Raw genomic sequence first — 21,919 nt, 5'->3', positions numbered from 1 at the left:
GGGGCATGATCGCCTTTCTTCAGCGGTCGTTAAGTGGACGTTCGTAGCATGCGGCCATGTTCAGGGTCCGTCGCATCCTTGTCCTGCTCGCCGTCTTCCTGGCGGTCACTTCTCTTGTCGGCGTCCCTGCTCAGGCGGCCGGGGACGAGGCTGCCAACGTCAAGATTCAGAACCTGGAGAGCCGGTTGTGTCTCACGCCGGCAGGGAGCAGTGGGGCGCTCAACGCCACGATCGTGCAGTACCTGTGCCAGGCCGATCCGTCGCGGTCGTACACGATCCATTTCGACAGTGCGCGGCAGAGCTACCAGATCTGGAACATGAAGAATGACCTTTGCCTGTCGCCCGCCGGGGGCAGCGTCGGCCTGAACGTCGTCATCGTGCAGTACACCTGCGACAGCGACTGGGCTCGGCACTGGTATGTGGTCAAGCAGGCGGGGATCTGGTCGTTGCGGAACGCGAAGAGCGACCTATGCCTCTCACCCGCGGGTGGCAGCACTGCGCTGAACGCGACCATCGTCCAGTACTACTGCGACGGGAACCGGTCCCGCACCTGGGACTGGTACACCGCGGAGTTCTACCAGAACCTGAACGCCGGTCATCTGTGCGTCACGATCGCCGGCGGGAGCGCCGCCCCCAACGCGCCGGCGGTCACCTATACCTGTGACGGCCAGCCCGCGCGGCTGTGGAAGTGGATGCCCACGCCTCACCCGTACACCTTCCAGATCATGAATGTGAGCACCGGCTTCTGCCTGTCCCCGGCCGGTGGCGACAGGCTCCCCGGGGTCCCGATCGTCCAGTACTACTGCGACGGTCAGCCGGGCCGTCAATGGGCAAGGGGTGAACTCGGTGGCCGCTACAGCATCCTCAACTCCGGCGGCTTCTGCCTCGCTGTCGCGAACGACGGCACCGGCCTCAACAACGCCCTCACCCTGGAAGAATGCACCCGCACCCCCTCCCGCACCTGGTCCGTCTACCTCGGCTGACTCATGCGGCGGGTGAGTTCGGCCAGCCGGTGCCTCTGGACCGCGGTGGCCTGGCCGACGACGAATCGGCCGAGCAGGGGTGGGTAGGTGACCTCGATGGTTTCCGTCAGGTCCGTGCCGTCGGGGGCCGGGGTGAGGTCGACCGTGGAGATCAGGTGGACGCGGGCGGGGCTGCGGACGTCGCTCACGATGCGGCGGTCCGGGATGGGGAAGGTCATGGTGACGGCGATGGGGTTGTCCCATGTGAACACTGCGTAGCGGAAGCGTTCCACTGCGGTGTAGGCGACGCCGCCGGGGTGGGGGCGGACGTCTCGGATGTCGACCAGCAGCGGTGACAGGCCGAGGTAGCTCTGCGGATCGCTCAGGTGGGCGTAGATCTTCGCAGGTGGGGACGATATCCGGGCTGTTCGGAAGAAGGTCTGGGACGGCATGGCCAAGGGGTCCTTTCGTGTTACCAACCTTTGGGGAACCTTTACTGGGAAATTGCTTTGAACCGCTGCGGTGATCGTTTCGTACTGATGGCTGTCGACGACGTTTTGTCAGGGCATCTTGGGACGAAAGGCCGAGCATGAGTCGTGTTCACTACGGCAAGCGGGGCACCAGCCGCTTGTCGCGCCGCCGGGTACTTGCCATTGCCGCCACCGCGGGCGTCGGGGTTTCCGTCGCCGGTGTCGCCGGGCTGAGCATGGCCGGTGAGCGGGAGAACGCGGGCGCCGACAGCGAGCCGTTGGTGCTGTCTCTGCGGGACGCCAAGAAGGGCACGTTCGATGTGTTCTCCGGGGGGTCGAAGGTCACCATCACCGATGCTGACCTGGCAAAGAAGATTCTCAAAGCTGTCAAGCGCTGACCAGGAAGGCTGACGATGTCCTCGCACCGCGAAGCACCGGAAATCTCCAAGGACCCGGTCGCCGACAGCGCCGACCTGTACGCGTTCGTGAGCCCGGACGACCATGACACGGTCACCCTGATCGCGAACTACGTGCCGCTGCAGCTGCCGTCGAGCGGCCCGAACTTCTTCGAGTTCGGTGACGACGTGCTCTATGAGATCCACGTCGACAAGAACGGTGACGGGCGGCCGGATCTGACGTACCAGTTCCGGTTCCGGACCGAGCTGCGTAACGACCGGACATTCCTTTACAACACCGGCCCGATCGAGTCGCTGGACAGTGAGAACTGGAACCGGCGGCAGTTCTACTCGGTGACCCGGGTGGACTCGAGTGGTAAGCACACCGTGCTCGCCGAGAAGCTGCCGTGCCCGCCGTGCAATGTGGGGCCGCTGTCGATCGCGGATTACGGCAAGCTGGCCGATGACGCCGTGCACAAGCTCAAGGACGGCGAGAAGGTCTTCGCCGGGCAGCGCGCCGATCCGTTCTTCGTGGACCTCGGTGCCATTTTCGACCTGGGCACGCTGCGTCCGTTCCAGGACAAGCACCTCGTCGGGCAGAAGCTGTTCAACTATGCCGGCAAGGCGGTCAACGCCACCGACCAGATGAACGTGCACAGTATCGCCATCCAGGTGCCGCTGCACATGGTGCGCAAGGACGGCAAGAAGAAGGTCCGTGGCCGTGACCCGGGTGCGGTCATCGGGGTGTGGACGGCGGCCAGCCGCCGGCAGGTGCAGGTCCGGCACGGCGACAAGAACAACGACGACGTGTACGTCGGCCCGCAGGTGCAGGTGTCCCGGCTCGGCAACCCGCTGTTCAACGAGGTCATCGTGCCGATGGCGCAGAAGGACCTGTGGAACAGCCTGCCGCCGAGCGAGGACAAGCGGTTCGCGGAGTTCGTCGAGCAGCCGGAGCTGGGGGCGCTGCTCCCGGTGCTCTACCCGGGACTGTTCGACAACCTGGCCGAGCTGAACAAGGCGAAGACCGCCCGCGCCGACCTGGTCGCGATCCTGCTCACCGGCATCCCGGACGGGCTCATCGACGACTTCCAGAACAACACCGGTGAGACCCAGGCCGACATGCTGCGGCTCAACACGGCGGTGCCGCCGGCCAAGGAGGAGAACGCCTTCGGCCTGCTCGGCGGGGACCTGGCCGGGTTCCCGAACGGGCGCCGCGTCGCCGACGACGTCGTGTCGATCTCGCTGCGGGCGATCGCCGGTGTGACGGTGCCGCTGGTCGACGAGAAGTTCAAGCCGGACGCCGCGGCGGCGCTGGTCGAGCAGGGACTGTCCGTCAAGGACGCCAGCTCGAAGCTGCTCAAGAAGTTCCCGTTCCTGGGCCTGCCGTTCGACGGGTTCAACAACCCCGAGGTGGAGAAGTGAGCGTCGGAGTTCACCACCATCACACGATGGCCCCGTCCGGGCAGGGCACGGTTGTGCTCAACATCGGTGCCGGCATCGGGGCGATGGTCATCCACACCCCCGGCAGCCTGCACGGCCACGAGATCGAGGTCAGCCCGGTGGAGGACGCGGGTACGCGTACGCACGCCGCGGTCCGCGCCCGCTACGTCCGCGACGGTGTCCGCTTCAGCGTGGTCATCGACAGCCTCCCCGCCGGCCGGTACGTCATCTGGCGCGACCCGGTGAGCCCGCTCGCCGAGGTCGAAGTGTCCGGTGGCGCCGTCGCTGAATACTCCTGGCCCGATCTGTAACTGCCGGTGAGGCCCCTGTCGGTCTAGGGTGACTGGATGGACACGGCAGGGGCCGCGCGTACGGTTCTCCGCACCGCGGATGTCGACGAGGCACGGGCGTTCTGCCGTCGCATGTTCTACGGCCCCCTCGAGGTCAAGGCGGCCGGTGGGCTCGACGGGTTCGCGTTCTCCGGTGACGTCGTCCAGCTCGGCCCGCTGACCGTCGGCGAGATCAGCTACGGCATCGAGATCTGTGTGGCGATCGGCGATCTGCGGACGGCGTACCACGTCCTCGCGCCTTTGACCGGTTCGGTGCAGGTCCTGCACCGGGGGACGTCGACCACCGCCGATCCGAGCCGGGCCGCGGTGTTCCAGCCGGGCAGCGACATCGAACTGCGCTGGTCGGCGGACTGCCGCGTCTACAGCGTCAAGGTCGAACGCCTCGCCTTCGAACGCGAACTCACCGCCCTTGACCCACCCGATGTGACCCCGGGCCCGCTGGGGCTGACGTTCGGCCTGGCCGGCGGCCCGGGCCGCAGCTGGATGGCGCTGATCCGCCTCCTGCACACCGAACTGCGCCAGCCGGACGGCCTGTCGGCGCTGCCCCGCCTGCTGACCCGGTGGCGCGACCTCGCGATCGGCGCCCTGGCCTGCGCCGTCGAGCAACGCCACGGTGACGACATCCCGGGCGTCCCGACCGCCCGCCGCCCCCGCCCGGTGAAACGAACCCTCGACGCGATGCACGCCGAACCGGGCCGCGCCTTCACCGCGCACGAGCTCGCCGCGATCGCCGGCGTCGGCGTCCGGGTCCTGCAGGAATCGTTCCGCCGCCACGTCGGTGTCCCACCCTTGACGTATCTACGGCGTTTGCGACTTGAGGGCGTACACGCCGAATTGATCCGTGCCGACAAGGGCCAGGTGAGCGTGAGCGAGGTCGCCCACCGCTGGGGCTTCACCCACCTCGGCCGCTTCGCCGGCTCCTACCGCGACCGCTACGGCCTCACCCCGTCGGAAACGCTCCGCGACCGCACATAGTTGTTGTCAGAAGGACAACCCGATCTCAATCAGGACCATGAGGTACGCCTCGCCGTCGACGGTCTCGTCGGCGGAAGGCGCCCTGATGCCGGCCGGGGTGCCGAAGCCGGAGAAGGCGATCGACATCCCGGAGCCCGCCGGCTGGGTGTCGCTGAAGAACACGACACTGGTGAACCGGCCCTGCTCGTCGAGGTCGGCGAGAAAGCCCCGGTTCCTGGGCTGCTCCTCGCCGGGATTCACGGCGACGCTGCCGCGGAAGGAGCGCTCACCGATCCGTGTGGACTTCCTTTGATCGATCTCAGGAGTGCGCCACTATAGACGGTCTTGCCCGAGTGATCGCGACGCGGGCACACGTACGCCGTGGTCCAGCCGATCGGTGTCCTGAACGGCTTCCTGGAGAACTACTTCACCCGCTCAGCCGTCGTAGTCGAACCACGGGAGGTCGAGGTCGCGCAGGGGCCGCAGGGCCGCGCGATGGTTGGCGCCCACGGTGACGAGCTGGCCGTCCGGGTCGCCGGTGCGGTCGGCGGCGACGATCAGGCCGGGGCCGGCGTAGAGGCGTGCGGGGCCGCCGATCCAGCTCGCCGGGCCCAGGGGGACGCGGCGCAGCAGGGCGGTCAGCCGGGCGAGCTCGTCGTCGGAGAGGAATCCCGAGACGGTCATCGGGGAGGTGAACGACGCCTCGAACAGCACGAACTGCAGGAGTACGCCGCTGAGGGTCTCGATCTCGTCGCGTACCACCGGGTCGGGGTCACCGGTCCGATGCTCCAGGACGAACGCACCCTGGTTCTCGTCGGCGAACGCCACCCAGCCGTTGTCCGTCGTGAGCTCGGCGGGCGGCCGCAGGAAGTTCTGAGCACCGAGGACACTCTTGCGGCCTTCCGCGGCCTCGTACAGCGTACGGAGTGGTTCGGGCGCATCCGTCGGCGGAGCGTAAGCCACCGGGCCTGCCGGGGTGGCCGCGTGCCAGGTGGCGATGAACGCGCGCAGGGCGGCGATGCGGTCCGTGCGCATCAGGTCGAGCCAGGCAGTATCCTCGAGGGGCACGGCGGGGGCGGGGCGGACCAGGTCGAGCTGGTCGTAGGTCAGCCGGGTCGCCGGCCGCAGGGCCGCCCCGAAGACGATGCCGTCGTGGGTCCCGCTGAGCGAGGCCACCCGGGCCGGCCCGACCGGCAGAAGACCGTCGGGCAGCCTGATGTACGCGAGGACGAGCCGGGCGCCGTCCGCATTGAAGTACCCCAGCCCGGACCCGACCGGCCCCGGGAGCACGCCACTCAGAACGATCTCGCCGGCGTCGCGGACAGCGGTGGCGCCGGGGCGGTCACCCGCGTCGACGATCACCACGAGAGCCTGGTCGCCGAGGATGATCGTGGCGTGGGGGAGGGTGAACCGCTGCGGGGAGACGCCGGCGGCGGCCAGCGCTGCTTGCTCGGAGGCGAGATGCACCGCAGATTTCTACCACTTCCTCGTCCCGTTAACGTTAACGGATGTCGGGACGGGCGGGGTTGGCGGCGCTGGCGGCCGGGAGTTTTGGGATCGGGCTGACCGAGTTCGTGATCGCGGGGCTGCTACCGCAGGTGAGCCGGGACCTGCGGGTCTCCGAGGCCGCGGCCGGGTGGCTCATCTCCGGGTACGCGCTGGTGGTCGCGGCCGGCGCGATCGTGCTGACGGCGGTGACCGGGCGGATCAACCGCAAGGCCGTGCTCATCGGGCTGGTGCTGCTGTTCGTCGCCGGGAACCTGCTGACCGCGGTGGCGCCGACGTTCGCCGTGGCGATGCTGGGCCGGGTCGTCGCCGCGCTGTGCCACGGCTCGTTCTTCGGCATCGGGTCGCTGGTCGCCCGCAGGCTGGTGCCACCCTCGCAGGCCTCGCGGGCCGTCGCGGTGATGTTCTCCGGGCTGACCGTCGCCAACGTCCTCGGGGTGCCGTTCGGCGCGCTCGTCGGTGAGCGGTGGGGGTGGCGGGCCACGTTCTGGGGGATCGCCGCGATCGGGATGCTGGCCGTGGCCGCCATCGCGGTGTGGGTGCCGGCGTCCGCGGGAACGGCTTCGCGAGCCGGCCGGGTGGCGGGGGCTTTCCGCTCCCGGCAGGTGTGGCTCACCCTCGCTGCCACCGCCCTCGGGTACGGCGGGATGTTCGGGGCCTTCAGCTACATCGCCTACACGTTCACCGAGGTCGCAGGCTTCTCCAGCGCCGACGTCGCCTGGCTGCTCGTCGTCTTCGGCGCCGGTCTGGTGACCGGCAATCTGGCGGGCGGACGCGCCGCCGACCGCAACCGGGACCGCACGCTCATCGTGTCGCTGGCAGCGCTGGCCGGCACCCTCGTCGCGTTCGGGCTCCTGGCCGGCAGCCGGGTCGCGGCGGTGGCGCTGATCTTCCTGACCGGCCTGTTCGGCTTCGCCACCGTCCCGGGAATGATCACCCGGGTCACCGATGCCGCCGGCGGCGCGCCCCTCGCCGCCAGCGCCAACGTCTCCGCCTCCAACGTCGGCAACGCCCTCGGCGCGTGGCTCGGCGGCCTCGCCATCACCGCCGGCCTGGGCTACACGTCCCCCCTCTACGTGGGCGCCGCCCTGGTCACCCGTGCCCTGACCGTCATGCTCACCGCCACCACCCTCAGTTCTTGACCGTACGGTCCACCATCGCTATTGTGGACCGTGCGGTAAACAACTACCTGGGGAGATTTCGTGGGTCAACTGGACGGCAAGACAGCCCTGGTCACCGGGGGCAGCACGGGCATCGGCCTGGCCACCGCGCAGCGCTTCATCGCGGAGGGGGCGCGCGTCTGGTTCACCGGCCGCCGCCAGGCCGAGCTCGACGCCGCGGCCACCCTGCTCGGTGACAGGGCGACAGCGGTCCGCGGTGACGTGTCCAGCCTGGACGATCTCGACCAGCTGTTCGCCCGCATCCGAGGTGGCGGCGCCGGTCTGGACATCGTGTTCGCCAACGCCGGCGGAGGCAGCGCGCTCGCGACCATCGACGCTCTCACCCCGGAGAATTTCGACCGGACCTTCGCCATCAACGTACGCGGCACCGTCTTCACGGTGCAGAAGGCGCTTCCGCTGCTGGCCGACGGTGGCAGCATCGTGATCACCGGCTCCAGCAGCGCCAGCCGCGGCAACGCCGGGTTCGGCGACTACTCCGCGTCCAAGGCGGCCATCCGCCAGTTCGCGCGGACCTGGGCGACCGAGCTGGCGCGCCGGCGGATTCGCGTGAACGTCGTCGTTCCCGGCCCGACCGACACCCCCGGACTGCGCGGCATCGCCCAGGAGCCCGGTCACGTACAGCCCCTGCTGGACGCGATGGCCGGCACCGTGCCGCTAGGGCGGGTCGCCCAGCCCGCCGAGATCGCTGCCGCCGTTCTCTTCCTGGCGTCCGATCAGTCGAGCTACGTGACCGGGAGCGAGCTGTTCGCCGACGGCGGTGAGGTGCAGACGTTCGCGGCGGCGTGACCCCGGGCCCGCCCTGCTGTCATGGACCGCATGGTCAAGAACTGGGTAGGGTGCTCGCATGGCACGACCACGGCAGTTCGACGAGGAGACCGTGCTGGCCGCGGTCCGCGATCAGTTCTGGACCGCCGGTTACGCGGCCACGTCCCTCGAGGACCTGCTCCGCGTCACCGGTCTCGGCAAAGGCAGCCTCTATGCCGCATTCGGCGACAAGCGGAGGCTGTATCTGCGAGTGCTCGGCGACTACGTCGAAGCTACGCATAACACGCTGCGGGCCGTGCTGGCCGACGCTCCCCGGGCGATCGACGGTCTCCGCCGTTATCTGACCGCCCCCGCCGCGGATCCCACCGGCGCCGCCGCACTCCGGGGGTGCTTCCTGGCGAACAGCACCAGCGAAATGGCAGCGGCTGATGCCGACGTGCTGTCGGCGTCCCACGGCGCTTTCGAGGAGCGGACCGGCATCCTCGCCGAGGCTGTGGCGCGGGCTCAGCGGGAAGGCGACTTCTCCGCCGATGCCGACCCGCGGCATGCCGCCCGCGCCATCGTGGCCGCGCAGCAGGGCATCGTCTTCATGGGCCGCACCGGCATCGACGTCACCGAGTTGCGGGCCGTCGCCGAGACCCTCGCCGACCAGGTCCTGCCCGCAGCTCCCGCCCGCTAGATCCTGTCCGCAGCTCCCGCCCGGCAGGTCCTGTCCGCAGCTCCCGCCCGGCAGGTCCTGTCCGCAGCTCCCGCCCGGCAGGTCCTGCCCGCAGCTCCCGCCCGAGCAAGGCCGGGAGCTGCGGTCCGGGCCAGTTTAAAGATCTACCGTCTGGCCTTTGCCGATGACGACGATGCCGCTGTCGGAGACGGTGTAGCGCTTGCGGTCGCGGTCCAGGTCGACGCCGATCTGGGCGCCCTCGGGGATGACGACGTTCTTGTCGATGATGGCGTTGCGGATGACGGCGCGCCGGCCGACCTGCACGCCCTCCATGAGCACGGAATTCTCCACGTGGGACCAGGAGTTGACCCGGACGTTGGGGGACATCACGCAGCGTTCGACCAGCGAGCCGGAGACGACGACGCCGGGGGAGATCATGGATTCGATGGCCCGGCCCTGGCGGTCGTCGTAGCCGTGGACGAACTTCGCCGGCGGCCAGGAGCCGTAGTTGGTGAAGATCGGCCATTCCATGTTGTAGAGGTTGAAGACCGGGAGCGTGGCGATCAGGTCCATGTGGGCGTCGTAGAAGGAGTCCAGGGTGCCCACGTCGCGCCAGTAGCCGCGGTCGCGTTCCGTGCTGCCGGGGACGTCGTTGTCGCGGAAGTCGTAGACGTTGGCCTCGCCCCGCTCGACGAGCATGGGGATGATGTTGCCGCCCATGTCGTGCTTGCTGTCCGGATTCTGCGCGTCCTGGGAGACGGCCTCGCACAGCGCGCGGGTGGTGAAGACGTAGTTGCCCATCGACGCGTAGATCTCGTCGGGGGAGTCGGGGAGGCCCTCGACGTCGACGGGCTTCTCGCGGAAGGCGCTGATGCGCTTGCCGTCGGGGCCGACGTCGATGACGCCGAACTGGTCGGACATGGATTTGGGCTGGCGGATGCCGGCCACGGTGACCGAGGCGCCCGAGGCGATGTGGTCGTTGACCATCTGCTTCGGGTCCATGCGGTAGATGTGGTCGGCGCCGAAGACGATGACGTAGTCCGGGCTCTCGTCGTTGATCAGGTTGAGGCTCTGGTAGATCGCGTCCGCGGAGCCTGCGAACCAGCGCGGGCCGAGCCGCTGCTGGGCCGGCACGGGGGTCACGTAGTTGCCCAGCAGCGTCGACATCCGCCACGTCTTGGTGATGTGCCGGTCGAGCGAGTGCGACTTGTACTGGGTCAGCACGACGATCTTGAGATACCCGCCGTTGGCGAGATTCGAGAGGACGAAGTCGATCATGCGGTAGATGCCGCCGAACGGGACGCCGGGCTTGGCCCGGTCCGCGGTGAGGGGCATCAGGCGCTTACCTTCGCCACCAGCCAGAACGATCGCAAGCACCTTGACAGCCATGAACGAGAACCTAACTTTCCTTTGGCGTCCACGCCAGTCGAAAGGCCTAAGCTGCGTCACGTGACCGACTCGCACTCGAAATTTACCGGCGACACTCTCCGCGTCGACCTCATCAGCCGTGAATACCCCCCGGAGGTGTACGGGGGCGCTGGCGTGCACCTGGAGTACCTCGCGCGGGACCTTCGCCCGCTCGCCGACGTGCGCGTGCACTGCTTCGGAGCGCCCCGCGACGAGCCCGGCGTCACGGCGTACCAGACGCCTTCGGGCCTTTCTGGGGCAAACGCCGCACTGCAGACCATGGGTGTCGATCTTGAGATCGCGGCGGGCACCGCCGGCACCGATCTCGTGCACAGCCACACCTGGTATGCGAACTTCGCCGGTCACACCGCGAAGCTGCTGCACGGCGTGCCGCACGTGGTCACCACGCACAGCCTCGAACCGCTGCGCCCGTGGAAGGCCGAGCAGCTCGGCGGCGGCTACGCGCTCTCGTCGTTCTGCGAGCGCACCGCCATCGAGAACGCCGACGCGATCATCGCGGTGTCCGGGGGCATGAAGCGCGACGTGCTGACGGCCTACCCGAGCGTGGACGCCGACCGGATCCACGTGGTCTACAACGGCATCGACACCACGCTGTACGCCCCCGACCGCGGCACCGACGTGATCGAGCGGCTCGGCATCGACCTGAACCGCCCCAGCGTCGTCTTCGTCGGCCGGATCACCCGCCAGAAGGGCCTGCCGTACCTCATGCGGGCCTGCCACGACCTGCCCCCCGAGGTGCAGATCATCCTGCTGGCCGGCGCGCCCGACACGCCCGAGATCGCCGCCGAGGTCGAGGGCCTGGCGATCCAGCTGCGCAACGCGCGCGACGAGAACGGCGTCATCTGGGTGCAGGAGATGCTGCCGAAGAACCAGGTCGTACAGGTCCTCACGCACGCGACGGTCTTCGTCTGCCCCTCGATCTACGAGCCGATGGGCATCGTGAACCTGGAGGCCATGGCGTGCGAGACGGCCGTCGTGGCGACCGCGACCGGCGGCATCCCGGAGGTCGTCGCCGACGGTGAGACGGGCCTGCTGGTCCCGATCGAGCAGGTCGCCGATGGCACGGGCACGCCGGTCGACCCGGAGCGCTTCGTCGCCGACCTGGCCGCCGCGATGACGACGCTGCTGGCCGACCCCGCACGGGCCGCGTCGATGGGGCTCGCCGGGCGGCAGCGGGCCGTCGAGAAGTTCTCCTGGTCGACGATCGCCGAGGACACGCTGAAGGTCTACCGCTCCGTACTCTGAAGAATCGCTCGTGCCACCGCGCGTCCGGACAGCCAGGCGGTCTGGACGCGCGGTTTGCCGAACGCGTCGCCGGCGAGCCAGACCCGGCCGTCGGTGGCGTAGGGCTCGGATCCCGGGGCCGGCTGCGCGTAGGTCCAGCGGTGCGTGTGGATCTCGGGCTGCTCGGTGATGCCCAGCAGCTCGCCGACCGCCTCCGCCAGGATCGGGCCGGCCGCTGCGGGGTCGTTCAGGTGCTGCCGCGCCAGCGCCGGCGTGGAGTGCGCGACCAGGACGGGCGCCCGGTCACCGCGCCGGTCACCGTCGTCGAAGATCGTGGCCAGGTCCGGGTGGTCGTTCACGAACGCTGCGTGCAGCTCTTTCCAGGACCGTTGACCGTACGCGAGGACTGCGGCGATCACGGGTTCCCACTGCTGCTCGTTCGCGGCGTCGGCGATGGCGGCCGGGGGATGGAGCCGGAGTGCCTGGGGGCCGGGCATGGCGAGCACGGTGATCACTTCGGGATCGATCGCCGACACTTCGGAATTAAGTGAAATGTCCAGATCGCGCGCCAGGTCCTCGGCGAGGCTGCGGAGCCCTCCCGGCGCCGCCCACCTGACCGGGCCGGTCGTATCAGATTTATCCGGAAAAACGGTGAACGTGTCCGTCCAGGGGTGCGCGAGACCCCGGGCCCGCCACTGCTCGGCGAGAGCGTGGAAATCGGGGTCGTCGGCGACGAAATAGCCGGCGCCGATGTCCGCGTACCGCCCGTCGTACCGCTTGCTGGCCAGCCGCCCGCCGACCACCCGCCCCCGCTCGACGACCCGGACCGTGCGACCGGCTGCAGCCAGCTCCCGCGCACACGACAACCCGGCGATCCCCGCACCCACCACGACGACGTCCATGACGCCGAGCTTAGGCCGTGGCCTGTCGTCGCCCGGCTGCGCGCGGTTAGGTTGTGCACAATTAAATTGCGCACAACTTAATTGTGCACAACCTAACCGCGCGAATGGGTAGGCGCGTGCGCCCGTCCGGGACCGCGTGCGGGCGTCGGGCAGACTGGGGCGATGCGCCGACCCCCCATGCGACTGACCCTGGTGCTGGCCGCCGCGATGCTGGGGGTCTCGGTGATGGGCGTAGGGCTCGTCCGCGCCGCGACCTACTCCGAGCCGTCCGCCGGGCCGATCGTGGTGCCCACCGACCAGAAGCTCGGCCCCGCCGACGGCACCACGGGCAGCTGCGCGGGCGCGCCGGTGCAGGCCGAGCGGGAGCTGCGCGGCATGTGGCTCACCACGGTCATGAACATCGACTGGCCGAGCCGGCCGGGGCTGCCCGAGGCGCAGGTCAAGGCCGAATACCTGAAGTGGCTCGACCTGGCCGTCGCGCGCCGGCACAACGCGATCTTCGTGCACGTGCGGCCGTCGGGGGATGCGTTCTGGCCCTCGGCGTACGCGCCGTGGTCGGAATGGCTGACCGGCAAGCGGGACGGTAAGTCACCGGGCTGGGACCCGATGGAATTCATGGTCGCGGAGGCGCACGCCCGCAACCTGGAGTTCCACGCGTGGTTCAACCCGTACCGCGGGACGCAGCCGGGTCCCGACGGGCCGGGCGCCGACTTCGGCAAGCTCGCCCCGAACCACCCGCTGCTCAAGCATCGCGACTGGGCGATCGCCTACCCCGACGGGAAGACGGCGCGGCTCTACTTCGACCCGGGCAACCCGGCGGCCCGCAAGTTCGTCGAGGACGCCATGCTCGAGGCGGTCGCGAAGTACGACATCGACGGCGTGCACTTCGACGACTTCTTCTACCCGTACCCCGAGGGTGGCGGCAGCACGTTCAAGGACGACGCGAGCTTTGCGAAGCGTACGAACAAAAGCCTTGGCCGTGCCGCTTGGCGCCGGGCGAACGTCGACACTCTCGTGCACGAGATGAGCGACCGCATCAAGCAGCTCAAGCCGTGGGTGAAGTTCGGGATCAGCCCGTTCGGCATCTGGCGCAACAAGACGACGGACCCGTCCGGCTCGGACTCCCACGGCCTGGAGAGCTACGACGCCCAGTTCGCCGACACCCGCAAGTGGGTGAGGGAGGGCTGGCTCGATTACGTCGTCCCGCAGCTCTACTGGGCGATCGGCTTCGACAAGGCCGACTACGCCAAGGTGCTGCCGTGGTGGGTGCAGACGGTCAAGGGCACCGAGGTCCAGCTGTACGTCGGCCAGGGCGACTACCGCGTCGGCGAGAAGGGCCCGTGGAAGCAGCCCGACCAGCTCGACCGCCAGCTAGCCCTGAACGACAGGTACGGCGTCCAGGGCAGCGTCCACTTCAGCGCCAGGCAGGTCCAGGCCGACAAACTCGGCTCGGTCACCCGCTACACGACGAACCACTACGCAGCCCCGGCCCTGCTCCCCACCATGAAGAAGCTCCCCCTGGAGATCCCGGGCACCCCGCGCGCCACCGCCGCCCGCCGCACGGGCAGCACGGTCACCATCGAGTGGCAGGCCGGCGGCGGCCCGGAGCCGGTGTCCTGGGCGCTCTACCGGGTCGACGCCGCGACCCCGCAGAAGGCGGCCCTGGTCGCGACCGGCCGCCGCGGCTCCCAGGACGTGGTCGACCCCGCGCCCCCGGCCGCCGAGGCGACGTACTGCATGAGCGGCCTGGACCGCTCCGGCAACGAGAGCCCGCTCAGCAGCCCGGTGTCCGTCAGCCCTTGACCTTGCCGTCGACGACTTCCAGGTGGCGGTTGGTCTGGACGGCGTCGAGCATGCGGCGGTCGTGGGTGACCAGGAGCAGGGTGCCCGGGTATTCGGCCAGCGCCGATTCGAGCTGCTCGATCGCGGGCAGGTCGAGGTGGTTGGTCGGCTCGTCGAGGACCAGCAGGTTGACGCCGCGGGCCTGCAGGAGGGCCAGGGCCGCGCGGGTGCGTTCGCCGGGGGAGAGGGTCGCGGCGGGGCGGCGTACGTGGTCGGCTTTCAGGCCGAACTTCGCGAGGAGCGTGCGGACGTCCGGGTCGTTGAAGTCCGGGACCGCCGCGCCGAACGCCGTCATCAGCGGTTCGTCGCCGAGGAACAGCCCGCGGGCCTGGTCGACCTCGCCGACGACGACGCCGGGACCGAGGTGTGCCTGGCCCTCGTCGACGGGGAGCCGGCCCAGCAGCGCGGCGAGCAGCGTCGATTTGCCCGAGCCGTTCGCGCCGGTGATCGCGACCTTGTCCGCCCAGTCGATCTGCAGCGTGACCGGGCCGAGCGTGAAACCGCCGCGGCGTACGACGGCCTCGCGCAGCGTGGCGACCACCGCACCGGCCCGGGGGGCGACGGCGATCTCCATGTGGAGTTCCCACTCCTTGCGGGGCTCCTCGACGACCTCGAGGCGCTCGATCATCCGCTGGGTCTGCCGGGCTTTCGCCGCCTGCTTCTCGGTCGACTCGGCGCGCATCGCCTTGCCGATCTTGTCGTTGTCCTTGGCCTTGCGGCGGGCGTTGCGCACGCCCGTCTCCATCCAGCCCCGCTGCATCTGCGCGCGGCTCTCGAGGGCGCCCTTCTTGTCGGCGAACTCCTCGTAGTCCTCGCGGGCGTGCCGCCGGGCCGTCGCCCGCTCGTCCAGGTACGCCTCGTAGCCGCCGCCGTACAGGTTGACCTGCTGCTGGGCAAGATCCAGTTCCAGCACCGCGGTCGCCGTACGCGTCAGGAACTCACGGTCGTGGCTGACCAGCACCGTGCCCGCCCGCAGCCCGGTGACAAACTCCTCCAGGCGGCCGAGGCCCTCCAGGTCGAGGTCGTTGGTGGGCTCGTCGAGCAGGAAGATGTCGTAGCGGCTGAGCAGCAGCGACGCCATCTGCGCGCGGGCCGCCTGGCCGCCGGAGAGCGCGGTCATCGGGTGGTCCAGCGCGACGGCCAGCCCCAGCTCCCCGGTGACCTGCTCCGCACGTTCGTCCAGGTCGGCGCCGCCCAGATCCAGCCACCGTTCGAGCGCAGCCGCGTACCTGTCGTCGGCACCGTCACCACCCACGGCCAGGGCCTCCGCCGCCTCATCCATCGCCACTTGGGCCGGGCCGACCCCGGTGCGGCGGGCGAGGAAATCCCTCACCGTTTCGTCGGCCCTTCGCTCCCGCTCCTGCGGCAGATACCCGACGTTGGCGGTGGGCGGGCTCAGCGTGACGGTCCCGGCCTCCGGGGGCAGCAGACCCGCGAGGGTACGCAGCAGCGTCGTCTTCCCCGCGCCGTTCACCCCCACGAGCCCGATCACGTCGCCGGGGGCGACAACCAGGTCCAGGGCTTGGAACAGCATGCGGTCGCCGTGCCCCGCGGCGAGTTCCCGGGCGATCATCGTGGCGCTCATCGGGAGCTGACTCTACGTGGCGGTTCAACCGGTTACCGGCACCGCGTTGCCGCTGACGCGTACGCCCGCCTCGCCGGGGGTGAGCGTCACCGTCAGTCTCCCGGGCCGGCCCATGTCGGTGCCCTGCGACAGCTCGACAACCGCGTCGTCGGGGACCAGCCCGAGCCCGCGCAGGTAACCGCCGAACGCGGCCGCCGCGGCACCGGTGGCCGGGTCCTCGTAGATGCCGCCGACCGGGAACGGGTTGCGCACGTGGAAGCTCAGCGGACCCTCACGCCACACCAGCTGCACGGTGGTCCAGCCCCTCGACTCCATGAGGGCCTTGAGCGCCGGCACGTCGTAGTCGAGGTCGGCGAGGCGGTGGCGGCTCTTCACAGCGATGACCGGGTGGTACGCCCCCGCGTACGCGATCCGGGGCCGCAGCACAGGGTCGAGGTCGTCCGCGTCCCAGCGCAACGCCGCGAGCAGAGCGACCAGGTCCACGTCGCCGATCTCGCCGACCGCCGCGGGGACGCTGGTCAGCGTCGCGCGGCCCCGCTCATCGACGGTGACCGGGATCTCGCCCGCGTTCGTGACGAACGTGTAGGTGCCGGGCCCCTGCCGGTCGCCCAGCGCCACGGAGGTGGCGACGGTCGCGTGCCCGCAGAACGGGACCTCGGCCAGGGGACTGAAGAAGCGCAGCCGGTCGCCGGTCAGGAACGCCGTCTCGGAATACCCCAGGTCCGCCGCGATGCCCAGCATCTCGGCATCGGTCAGGGCGCTGGCGTCGAGCACCACGCCGGCCGGGTTGCCGCCGGCCGGATCAGTGCTGAAGGCCGCGTACCGGAGGATCTCGACGTCTGTCATGGCTCCGAGCTTGCCCTTTTCCGCTCCCGCGCGGCCAGCGCCAATCCGGACGATCTGGCCCCGGCGTTTGTCATGGTCGTTGTTCACAGGCTCGGAGTAGCGTTCGGTGGGTGCCAGAGGCTTCCACGCTCGTACCCACCCCACCCACCGATCTCCCGCGCACCCTCGGTGAGCTCCGTGCCTCCGGGCACGAGTTCCGCACCGTGAAGGAGGAACTGCGCGACAACCTGCTCGACCGGCTGCGCAGCGGCGCGCCCCGGTTCCCCGGCATCGTCGGCTACGACGACACCGTCCTGCCCGAGGTCGAGCGGGCGCTGCTCGCCGGTCACGACATGGTCCTGCTCGGCGAGCGCGGCCAGGGCAAGACCCGGCTCATCCGCGGCCTGATCGACCTGCTTGACGAGTGGACGCCCTACATCACCGGTTCCGAGCTGCGGGAACACCCGTACCAGCCGCTGACCCCGGCGATGCGGCGGCTGGCCGGCGAGACCGGCGACCTGCTGCCCGTGTCCTGGCTGCACCGCTCCGAGCGCTACGGCGAGAAGCTCGCCACCCCGGACACCAGCGTCGGCGACCTCATCGGCGACGTCGACCCGATCAAGGTGGCCGAGGGCCGCGCGCTCGGCGACCCGGAGACGATCCACTTCGGGCTCGTGCCGCGTACCAACCGGGGCATCTTCGCCGTCAACGAGCTGCCCGACCTCGCCGAGCGCATCCAGGTGTCGCTGCTCAACGTGCTCGAGGAGCGCGACATCCAGGTCCGTGGCTACCAGCTGCGGCTCCCGCTCGACATCCTGCTCGTCGCGTCCGCCAACCCGGAGGACTACACCAACCGCGGGCGGATCATCACCCCGCTCAAGGACCGGTTCGGCGCCGAGATCCGCACCCACTACCCCCTGGAGGTCGAGCTGGAGTCCGAGCTCATCCGCCAGGAGGCCAACCTGTCCGCGTCGGTCCCCGAGCACCTCATCGAGGTCATCGCCCGCTACACCCGGGCGGTCCGCGAGTCCCCGGCGGTCGACCAGCGCTCCGGCATCTCGGCCCGCTTCGCGATCGCCGCCACCGAGACCGTCGCCGCGTCCGCGCTGCGCCGCTCGGGGCTGCGCAACGAGCGCGAGGCCGTCGCCCGGGTCTGCGACACCGTCTCGGTGACCAGCACCCTGCGCGGCAAGGTCGAGTTCGACAGCGGCGAGGAGGGCCGCGAGGTCGAGGTCCTCGCGCACCTGCTGCGCCTGGCCACCGCGGAGACGTTCCGGGCCCGGCTCGCCGGTCTCGACCTGTCCGGCTTCACCGAGCTGGTCGCCGAGGGCGCGATCATCGAGACCGGCGACCTGGTCTCGGCCGACGAGCTCCTGACCCAGATAGGTACGGTCCCCGGGCTGGCCAAGGTCCTCGACCGGCTCGGCCTCGGCGACGCGCCGAGCCCCGGGCAGGCCGCCTCGGCGATCGAGTTCGTCCTCGAGGGCCTGCACCTCACCCGCCGGCTGGCCAAGGAGCTGACCGACGACGGACGCACCCTCTACGGGAGCTGACATGCGCTTGTTCATCGGCCCGCGCGAGGAGCGCGATCATGGCCGGTAACCGATTCCGGTACGGCGCGTGGCGGGACGGGCCCGACCCGCTCGCCCCGCCGTACGACGTCCGCGCCGCCGTCGACGAGGTCGGCGAGCGCGTCCTCGCCGGGGAGAACCTGCGCGACGCCCTGCGTGAGCTGCTCCGGCAGGGCCCGCGCGAGGGTCGCGGCCTGGACGAGCTGCGGGCCCGCGCCCGCCGGATGCGCCGCGACGCCCTGCGCCGTGGCAACCTCGACGGCGCGGTCACCCGGGCCCAGCAGCTGCTCGACCAGGCCGTCGCCGCCGAACGCGACGAGCTGCGCAACCGCCCCGACGATGACGACGCCCGCTTCAACGAGGCCGTCCTCGACAACCTGCCCCGCTCCACGTCCCGTGCGGTCGAGGAGCTCAGCGACTACCACTGGGCCAGCGACGAGGCCCGCGCCACGTACCAGCAGATCCTCGACGGTCTGCGCCGCGAGGTCGTCGAGCAGCGCTTCGCCGGCATGAAGGAGGCGCTGCAGGGCCGCGACCCGGCCACCGACGCCGCGGTCGCCGAGATGGTCGGCGACCTCAACGACCTGCTCGGCAAGCACAACCGCGGCGAGGACACCGGCGACGCGTTCCAGCAGTTCATGGCCAAGCACGGCGACTTCTTCCCGGAGAAGCCCGGCAACGTCGAGGAGCTCATCGACTCCCTGGCCCGCCGGGCAGCCGCCGCCGAACGCCTCATGCGATCGCTGAGCCCTCAGCAGCGTGACGAGCTGGCGAGCCTGATGGACCAGGCACTCGGCGACGGCCCGCTGCGCAGCCAGCTCGGCGAGCTGACCGACAACCTGCGGGCGCTACGGCCCAACCTCAACTGGGGCCGCGGCGAGCGCATGAAGGGCAGCGAGGATCTCGGGTACGGCGACGCCACCCAGGCGCTCGGCGAGATCGGCGAACTGGACGAGCTGATGGAACAGCTCGACCAGGACCATCCCGGGGCCACCCTCGACGACATCGACGTGGAAGCGGTCGAACGCCAGCTCGGCCGGGGAGCCGCCGACGACGTACGCCGCCTGCGCGACCTGGAACGCGAACTGCGCCGCCAGGGCTGGGTCACCCGCGACGACGACGGCCTCACCCTGTCACCCAAGGCCCTGCGCAGGCTCGGCCGCACCGCCCTGGCCCAGGTCTTCAAGGACCTGACCAGCAAGCAGCGCGGCAACCACGACCTGCGCGACGCGGGCGCCGCCGGTGACCTCATCGGCTCGTCCCGCCGCTGGCAGTTCGGCGACTCCCAGCCCCTCGACGTCGTCCGCACCATCGGCAACGCCGTCCGGCGCGGGGGAGCGGGCACCCTGCCCGTCCGCCTCGAACCGGACGACTTCGAGGTCGCCGAGACCGAGCGGCGTGCTTCCGCCGTGGTGGCCCTCTGCGTCGACCTGTCCTACTCGATGTTCGCCGACGGCCGCTGGGGCCCCATGAAGCAGACGGCCCTCGCGCTGTCCCACCTCGTGGCCACCCAGTTCCCGCAGGACTCGCTGCAGATCATCGGCTTCGGCCGCTACGCCATGCCGCTCTCCCAGGGCGAGCTGGCCGCGATCGAGCCCGACATGGTCCAGGGCACCAACCTGCAGCACGCCCTCAAACTCGCCGGCCGCCACCTGCGCCGCCACCCCGGCGCGGAACCGGTCGTCCTCGTGGTCACCGACGGCGAGCCGACGGCCCACCTCGAGCCGGACGGCGAGGCCTACTTCAACTGGCCGACCCTGCCGGAGACGGTCCAGCTCACGGTGCACGAGGTGGATCAGCTGACCCGTTACGGCGCCACGCTGAACCTCTTCATGCTCGGCGAGAACGAGGGCCTGCGCCGCTTCGTCGACGCGGTCGCCCGCCGCAGTGGTGGGCGGGTGTTCAGCCCCGAGGTCGAGGAGCTGGGCGCGTACGTCGTCGACGACTACGTCCGCAGCCGGCGCGGCAAACGCTGACCGGTCCGTAGGCCGGGTTTGTGGTCGGCCGGTCTCGTGTTCGGCCAGGCCTCGTGTTTTGTCAGGGCGAGTCCGGCATCTGCCGGACTCGCCCTATTCGTTGGCACTCAGCGATCTGCGTCACGTCGCACACCCCGTTTCCGCACGTCCCAGCGCCCGGAACTGCCAACCTATCCTCCTAGGATGCCTACGGGATGTGCGGCGCGTAACGAGTAGCGGACAGACCGGCACGGGGTGATGGGGGTGTGGCGTGCGGCTGGATATAGTGGCCCGGCGAGTGAGCGGCCCGGGCGTGTCCGGCCGGCCTTCCGGGGGGATGGCGGCGGACCAGGCGATACGGGCCGGGCAGGGATAGCCACGGGTGGGGTCTCGTGGCGGTTGCGGGGGAGAGGGGGCGCCATGACGCACGAGGCTGCGCCCAGAACGGCCACGAACCGCATCTGGACGATTCCGAACGTGATCAGCTTCCTGCGCCTGCTGGGCGTACCGCTGTTCCTCTATCTTCTCCTCGGCCCGCACCACGACGTCGCAGCGGTGATCGTCCTGGCCGTGGGTGGCAGCACCGACTGGGTCGACGGCTACATCGCCCGCCGGATGAATTCCGTCAGCCGCCTCGGCGAGCTCCTCGACCCGTTCGCGGACCGCCTCTACATCCTGGCCACCCTGGTCGGCTTCACCCTGCGCGAGGTCGTCCCCTGGTGGCTGACCACCGCCCTGCTGCTGCGCGAGCTGGTCCTCGGCATCGCCCTGCTGATCCTGCGCCGCCACGGCTACGGCCCCCCGCCCGTCCACTACGTCGGCAAGACCGGCACGTTCGTCCTGCTCGCGGCGTTCCCGGTCCTCCTGCTCGCCGAAGCGGTCCCCTCGATCGACACGGTCACCCTCCCGATCGGCTGGGCCCTGGCCTGGTGGGCCCTAGGCCTCTACTGGGCCGCAGCAGCGCTCTACCTCGCCCAGACCCGCGCCCTGTTGCGCGCCGACGCCGCCGTGCCGCCGCCCCGCGAGGCTGTCGCAGGATGACCTCGCCCCACGGCGGCCCCGACGATCGCCGGCAGCGACCCCCGCAACCCCCACCCACCGACCCACCGCCCGCCACGGCCGCGCCGACGACACCGCTGCCCGAGACCCAGGACGTCCCCGAGGCCCCGGCCGCGCAGCCGGCACCGAAGCCCGCCCCGGACGACCAGGCCCCGGCAGCCACCCCGCACGCAGAGCCTCCGCCAGCTCGGCCGGCCGAGCCGGCAGCGGGTAAACCGGCAGCACCTGCCGACCCATCGCGGGCAGAGCCTGCAAGTCCGTCCCCCGGGAACGCATCACCTACGGGATTCCCGGCAGCAGACCTGCCGCCCGCCGCTCCCGCTTCCGCGCCGGTGACGCCGACGCCCGCCGCTCCCGCGCCGGTGACTCCGTCGCCTGCGAGTTCCACGCCTGTGAGTCCGTCGCTCACGGTCGTTCCTGCCGCGACCACAGGGGCTGGCCCGTCAGTCGCGGGCACGTCTGCCGTGAGTCGTGCACCCGAGGGTGCCGGAACCGCACCGCCGTCGAGCGTCGGAGCTGAAGCGGACCAGACCGCGGATTGGTTCGGGTCCGGAACACAGCAGGTCAAGCCGCGATCCGACGCGCCCCCGCCGTCCCCTGCCGCGATGACAGCGGATCAGGCCCCCGGCTCCGAGGACCGTGCCGACGCGGCCGAGCCCGGACTCCCCGAAGCCGCCGTCGACATCACCCCGCCCGCCGAAGTCGCCCCGCTAGCCGGAGCCGCCGCCGAAGTCGCCCCGCCCGCCGAGGCCGCCGAAGCGACCCGCTCTGCTGAAGCGACCCGCCCTGCTGAAGCGACCCGCCCTGCTGAAGCGACCCGCCCTGCTGAAGCGACCCGCCCTGCTGA

General features: G+C 70.4%; 20 protein-coding genes and 1 pseudogene. 14 read left to right on the top strand and 7 right to left on the bottom strand.

Annotation, left to right across the window (positions count from 1 at the left end; genetic code table 11):
• Positions 1-56 precede the first annotated feature (56 nt).
• Complete coding sequence (locus tag Ahu01nite_RS06500; protein WP_203835492.1) at positions 57-983, top strand: RICIN domain-containing protein; 927 nt, start codon at positions 57-59, stop codon at positions 981-983.
• Here the strand turns inward: Ahu01nite_RS06500 and Ahu01nite_RS06495 are convergent.
• Positions 971-1,414, bottom strand: coding sequence for an SRPBCC family protein (locus tag Ahu01nite_RS06495; RefSeq protein ID WP_203835491.1), 444 nt, complete (start codon positions 1,412-1,414; stop codon positions 971-973). The two genes, Ahu01nite_RS06500 and Ahu01nite_RS06495, sit on opposite strands and share 13 nt — an antisense overlap.
• 137 nt (positions 1,415-1,551) lie before the next feature.
• On the opposite strand from Ahu01nite_RS06495, the gene Ahu01nite_RS06490 reads away from it, so the two are divergent.
• From Ahu01nite_RS06490 to Ahu01nite_RS06475, 4 genes are read left to right on the top strand one after another with little or no spacing between them, the layout of a single operon-like run.
• Entirely contained in the window at positions 1,552-1,830 is a 279-nt protein-coding gene (locus Ahu01nite_RS06490; protein WP_203835490.1) for a hypothetical protein, read from the top strand.
• 15 nt (positions 1,831-1,845) lie between these two features.
• A complete protein-coding gene (locus Ahu01nite_RS06485; RefSeq protein ID WP_203835489.1) occupies positions 1,846-3,249 on the top strand; it encodes a DUF4331 domain-containing protein in 1,404 nt (467 codons plus the stop codon).
• A complete protein-coding gene (locus tag Ahu01nite_RS06480) occupies positions 3,246-3,578 on the top strand; it encodes a phospholipase (RefSeq protein WP_203835488.1) in 333 nt (110 codons plus the stop codon). Before Ahu01nite_RS06485 ends, Ahu01nite_RS06480 begins: the two co-directional genes overlap by 4 nt.
• Before the next feature lie 36 nt (positions 3,579-3,614).
• Positions 3,615-4,592: an AraC family transcriptional regulator gene (locus Ahu01nite_RS06475; RefSeq protein ID WP_203835487.1), complete on the top strand. Its 978-nt coding sequence runs from the start codon at positions 3,615-3,617 to the stop codon at positions 4,590-4,592.
• 6 nt (positions 4,593-4,598) lie between these two features.
• On the opposite strand, the gene Ahu01nite_RS06470 is transcribed toward Ahu01nite_RS06475, so the two are convergent.
• Both Ahu01nite_RS06470 and Ahu01nite_RS06465 read right to left on the bottom strand, forming a co-directional pair.
• Positions 4,599-4,832 carry a hypothetical protein gene (locus tag Ahu01nite_RS06470; protein ID WP_203835486.1) on the bottom strand — a complete coding sequence of 78 codons (234 nt, stop codon included), beginning with the start codon at positions 4,830-4,832 and terminating at the stop codon, positions 4,599-4,601.
• 174 nt (positions 4,833-5,006) lie between these two features.
• Positions 5,007-6,038 carry a hypothetical protein gene (locus Ahu01nite_RS06465; RefSeq protein WP_203835485.1) on the bottom strand — a complete coding sequence of 344 codons (1,032 nt, stop codon included), beginning with the start codon at positions 6,036-6,038 and terminating at the stop codon, positions 5,007-5,009.
• A gap of 41 nt (positions 6,039-6,079) precedes the next feature.
• Between Ahu01nite_RS06465 and Ahu01nite_RS06460 the strand changes: the two genes are divergently transcribed.
• From Ahu01nite_RS06460 to Ahu01nite_RS06450, 3 genes are read left to right on the top strand one after another with little or no spacing between them, the layout of a single operon-like run.
• The gene (locus Ahu01nite_RS06460) at positions 6,080-7,219 is read left to right on the top strand and encodes an MFS transporter (protein ID WP_203835484.1); all 1,140 of its coding nucleotides are present in this window, start codon (positions 6,080-6,082) and stop codon (positions 7,217-7,219) included.
• Between the two features lie 60 nt (positions 7,220-7,279).
• Positions 7,280-8,044, top strand: coding sequence for an SDR family NAD(P)-dependent oxidoreductase (locus Ahu01nite_RS06455; RefSeq protein WP_203835483.1), 765 nt, complete (start codon positions 7,280-7,282; stop codon positions 8,042-8,044).
• 58 nt (positions 8,045-8,102) lie between these two features.
• A complete protein-coding gene (locus tag Ahu01nite_RS06450) occupies positions 8,103-8,702 on the top strand; it encodes a TetR/AcrR family transcriptional regulator (RefSeq protein WP_203835482.1) in 600 nt (199 codons plus the stop codon).
• Positions 8,703-8,837: 135 nt separating this feature from the next.
• Here the strand turns inward: Ahu01nite_RS06450 and glgC are convergent, their stop codons facing one another.
• Complete coding sequence (gene glgC / locus Ahu01nite_RS06445) at positions 8,838-10,070, bottom strand: glucose-1-phosphate adenylyltransferase (RefSeq protein ID WP_203835481.1); 1,233 nt, start codon at positions 10,068-10,070, stop codon at positions 8,838-8,840.
• 60 nt (positions 10,071-10,130) lie between these two features.
• On the opposite strand from glgC, the gene glgA reads away from it, so the two are divergent.
• The gene (glgA, locus tag Ahu01nite_RS06440; RefSeq protein WP_203835480.1) at positions 10,131-11,354 is read left to right on the top strand and encodes a glycogen synthase; all 1,224 of its coding nucleotides are present in this window, start codon (positions 10,131-10,133) and stop codon (positions 11,352-11,354) included.
• On the opposite strand, the gene Ahu01nite_RS06435 is transcribed toward glgA, so the two are convergent.
• Positions 11,336-12,235, bottom strand: coding sequence for an NAD(P)/FAD-dependent oxidoreductase (locus Ahu01nite_RS06435; protein ID WP_203835479.1), 900 nt, complete (start codon positions 12,233-12,235; stop codon positions 11,336-11,338). The genes glgA and Ahu01nite_RS06435 overlap by 19 nt on opposite strands.
• Before the next feature lie 162 nt (positions 12,236-12,397).
• Here Ahu01nite_RS06435 and Ahu01nite_RS06430 point away from each other — a divergent pair, with 162 nt between their 5' ends.
• The gene (locus Ahu01nite_RS06430; protein WP_203835478.1) at positions 12,398-14,038 is read left to right on the top strand and encodes a glycoside hydrolase family 10-like protein; all 1,641 of its coding nucleotides are present in this window, start codon (positions 12,398-12,400) and stop codon (positions 14,036-14,038) included.
• Here Ahu01nite_RS06430 and Ahu01nite_RS06425 read toward each other — a convergent pair.
• Together Ahu01nite_RS06425 and Ahu01nite_RS06420 are read right to left on the bottom strand one after the other, a co-directional pair.
• Positions 14,028-15,662 carry an ABC-F family ATP-binding cassette domain-containing protein gene (locus tag Ahu01nite_RS06425; RefSeq protein WP_203835477.1) on the bottom strand — a complete coding sequence of 545 codons (1,635 nt, stop codon included), beginning with the start codon at positions 15,660-15,662 and terminating at the stop codon, positions 14,028-14,030. The genes Ahu01nite_RS06430 and Ahu01nite_RS06425 overlap by 11 nt on opposite strands.
• Before the next feature lie 24 nt (positions 15,663-15,686).
• The gene (locus Ahu01nite_RS06420; protein WP_203835476.1) at positions 15,687-16,508 is read right to left on the bottom strand and encodes a PhzF family phenazine biosynthesis protein; all 822 of its coding nucleotides are present in this window, start codon (positions 16,506-16,508) and stop codon (positions 15,687-15,689) included.
• A 110-nt stretch (positions 16,509-16,618) separates the two neighbouring features.
• Here Ahu01nite_RS06420 and Ahu01nite_RS06415 point away from each other — a divergent pair, with 110 nt between their 5' ends.
• The 4 genes and pseudogenes from Ahu01nite_RS06415 to Ahu01nite_RS06400 all read left to right on the top strand — a co-directional run.
• Positions 16,619-18,040 carry a sigma 54-interacting transcriptional regulator gene (locus tag Ahu01nite_RS06415; RefSeq protein WP_203835475.1) on the top strand — a complete coding sequence of 474 codons (1,422 nt, stop codon included), beginning with the start codon at positions 16,619-16,621 and terminating at the stop codon, positions 18,038-18,040.
• A 38-nt stretch (positions 18,041-18,078) separates the two neighbouring features.
• A complete protein-coding gene (locus tag Ahu01nite_RS06410) occupies positions 18,079-20,034 on the top strand; it encodes a vWA domain-containing protein (protein WP_203835474.1) in 1,956 nt (651 codons plus the stop codon).
• A 399-nt stretch (positions 20,035-20,433) separates the two neighbouring features.
• Complete coding sequence (clsA, locus tag Ahu01nite_RS06405; RefSeq protein ID WP_203835473.1) at positions 20,434-21,054, top strand: cardiolipin synthase ClsA; 621 nt, start codon at positions 20,434-20,436, stop codon at positions 21,052-21,054.
• 623 nt (positions 21,055-21,677) lie between these two features.
• Positions 21,678-21,919 (top strand): annotated as a pseudogene (locus tag Ahu01nite_RS06400) (hypothetical protein); the annotation flags it as partial.

This window comes from Winogradskya humida (assembly GCF_016862215.1).
In the GTDB taxonomy this organism is placed as follows: domain Bacteria; phylum Actinomycetota; class Actinomycetes; order Mycobacteriales; family Micromonosporaceae; genus Actinoplanes; species Actinoplanes humidus.
This window is presented reverse-complemented; position numbering and strand designations above follow the sequence as displayed.

What these genes read in the sequence shown, in the direction of transcription:
- Ahu01nite_RS06500 (WP_203835492.1), top strand. Translation starts at nt 57, where the DNA reads ATGTTCAGGGTCCGTCGCATCCTTGTCCTGCTCGCCGTCTTCCTGGCG.
- Ahu01nite_RS06495 (WP_203835491.1), bottom strand. Translation starts at nt 1,414, where the DNA reads ATGCCGTCCCAGACCTTCTTCCGAACAGCCCGGATATCGTCCCCACCT.
- Ahu01nite_RS06490 (WP_203835490.1), top strand. Translation starts at nt 1,552, where the DNA reads ATGAGTCGTGTTCACTACGGCAAGCGGGGCACCAGCCGCTTGTCGCGC.
- Ahu01nite_RS06485 (WP_203835489.1), top strand. Translation starts at nt 1,846, where the DNA reads ATGTCCTCGCACCGCGAAGCACCGGAAATCTCCAAGGACCCGGTCGCC.
- Ahu01nite_RS06475 (WP_203835487.1), top strand. Translation starts at nt 3,615, where the DNA reads ATGGACACGGCAGGGGCCGCGCGTACGGTTCTCCGCACCGCGGATGTC.
- Ahu01nite_RS06460 (WP_203835484.1), top strand. Translation starts at nt 6,080, where the DNA reads ATGTCGGGACGGGCGGGGTTGGCGGCGCTGGCGGCCGGGAGTTTTGGG.
- Ahu01nite_RS06450 (WP_203835482.1), top strand. Translation starts at nt 8,103, where the DNA reads ATGGCACGACCACGGCAGTTCGACGAGGAGACCGTGCTGGCCGCGGTC.
- glgC (WP_203835481.1), bottom strand. Translation starts at nt 10,070, where the DNA reads ATGGCTGTCAAGGTGCTTGCGATCGTTCTGGCTGGTGGCGAAGGTAAG.
- Ahu01nite_RS06435 (WP_203835479.1), bottom strand. Translation starts at nt 12,235, where the DNA reads ATGGACGTCGTCGTGGTGGGTGCGGGGATCGCCGGGTTGTCGTGTGCG.
- Ahu01nite_RS06430 (WP_203835478.1), top strand. Translation starts at nt 12,398, where the DNA reads ATGCGCCGACCCCCCATGCGACTGACCCTGGTGCTGGCCGCCGCGATG.
- Ahu01nite_RS06425 (WP_203835477.1), bottom strand. Translation starts at nt 15,662, where the DNA reads ATGAGCGCCACGATGATCGCCCGGGAACTCGCCGCGGGGCACGGCGAC.
- Ahu01nite_RS06420 (WP_203835476.1), bottom strand. Translation starts at nt 16,508, where the DNA reads ATGACAGACGTCGAGATCCTCCGGTACGCGGCCTTCAGCACTGATCCG.
- Ahu01nite_RS06410 (WP_203835474.1), top strand. Translation starts at nt 18,079, where the DNA reads ATGGCCGGTAACCGATTCCGGTACGGCGCGTGGCGGGACGGGCCCGAC.
- clsA (WP_203835473.1), top strand. Translation starts at nt 20,434, where the DNA reads ATGACGCACGAGGCTGCGCCCAGAACGGCCACGAACCGCATCTGGACG.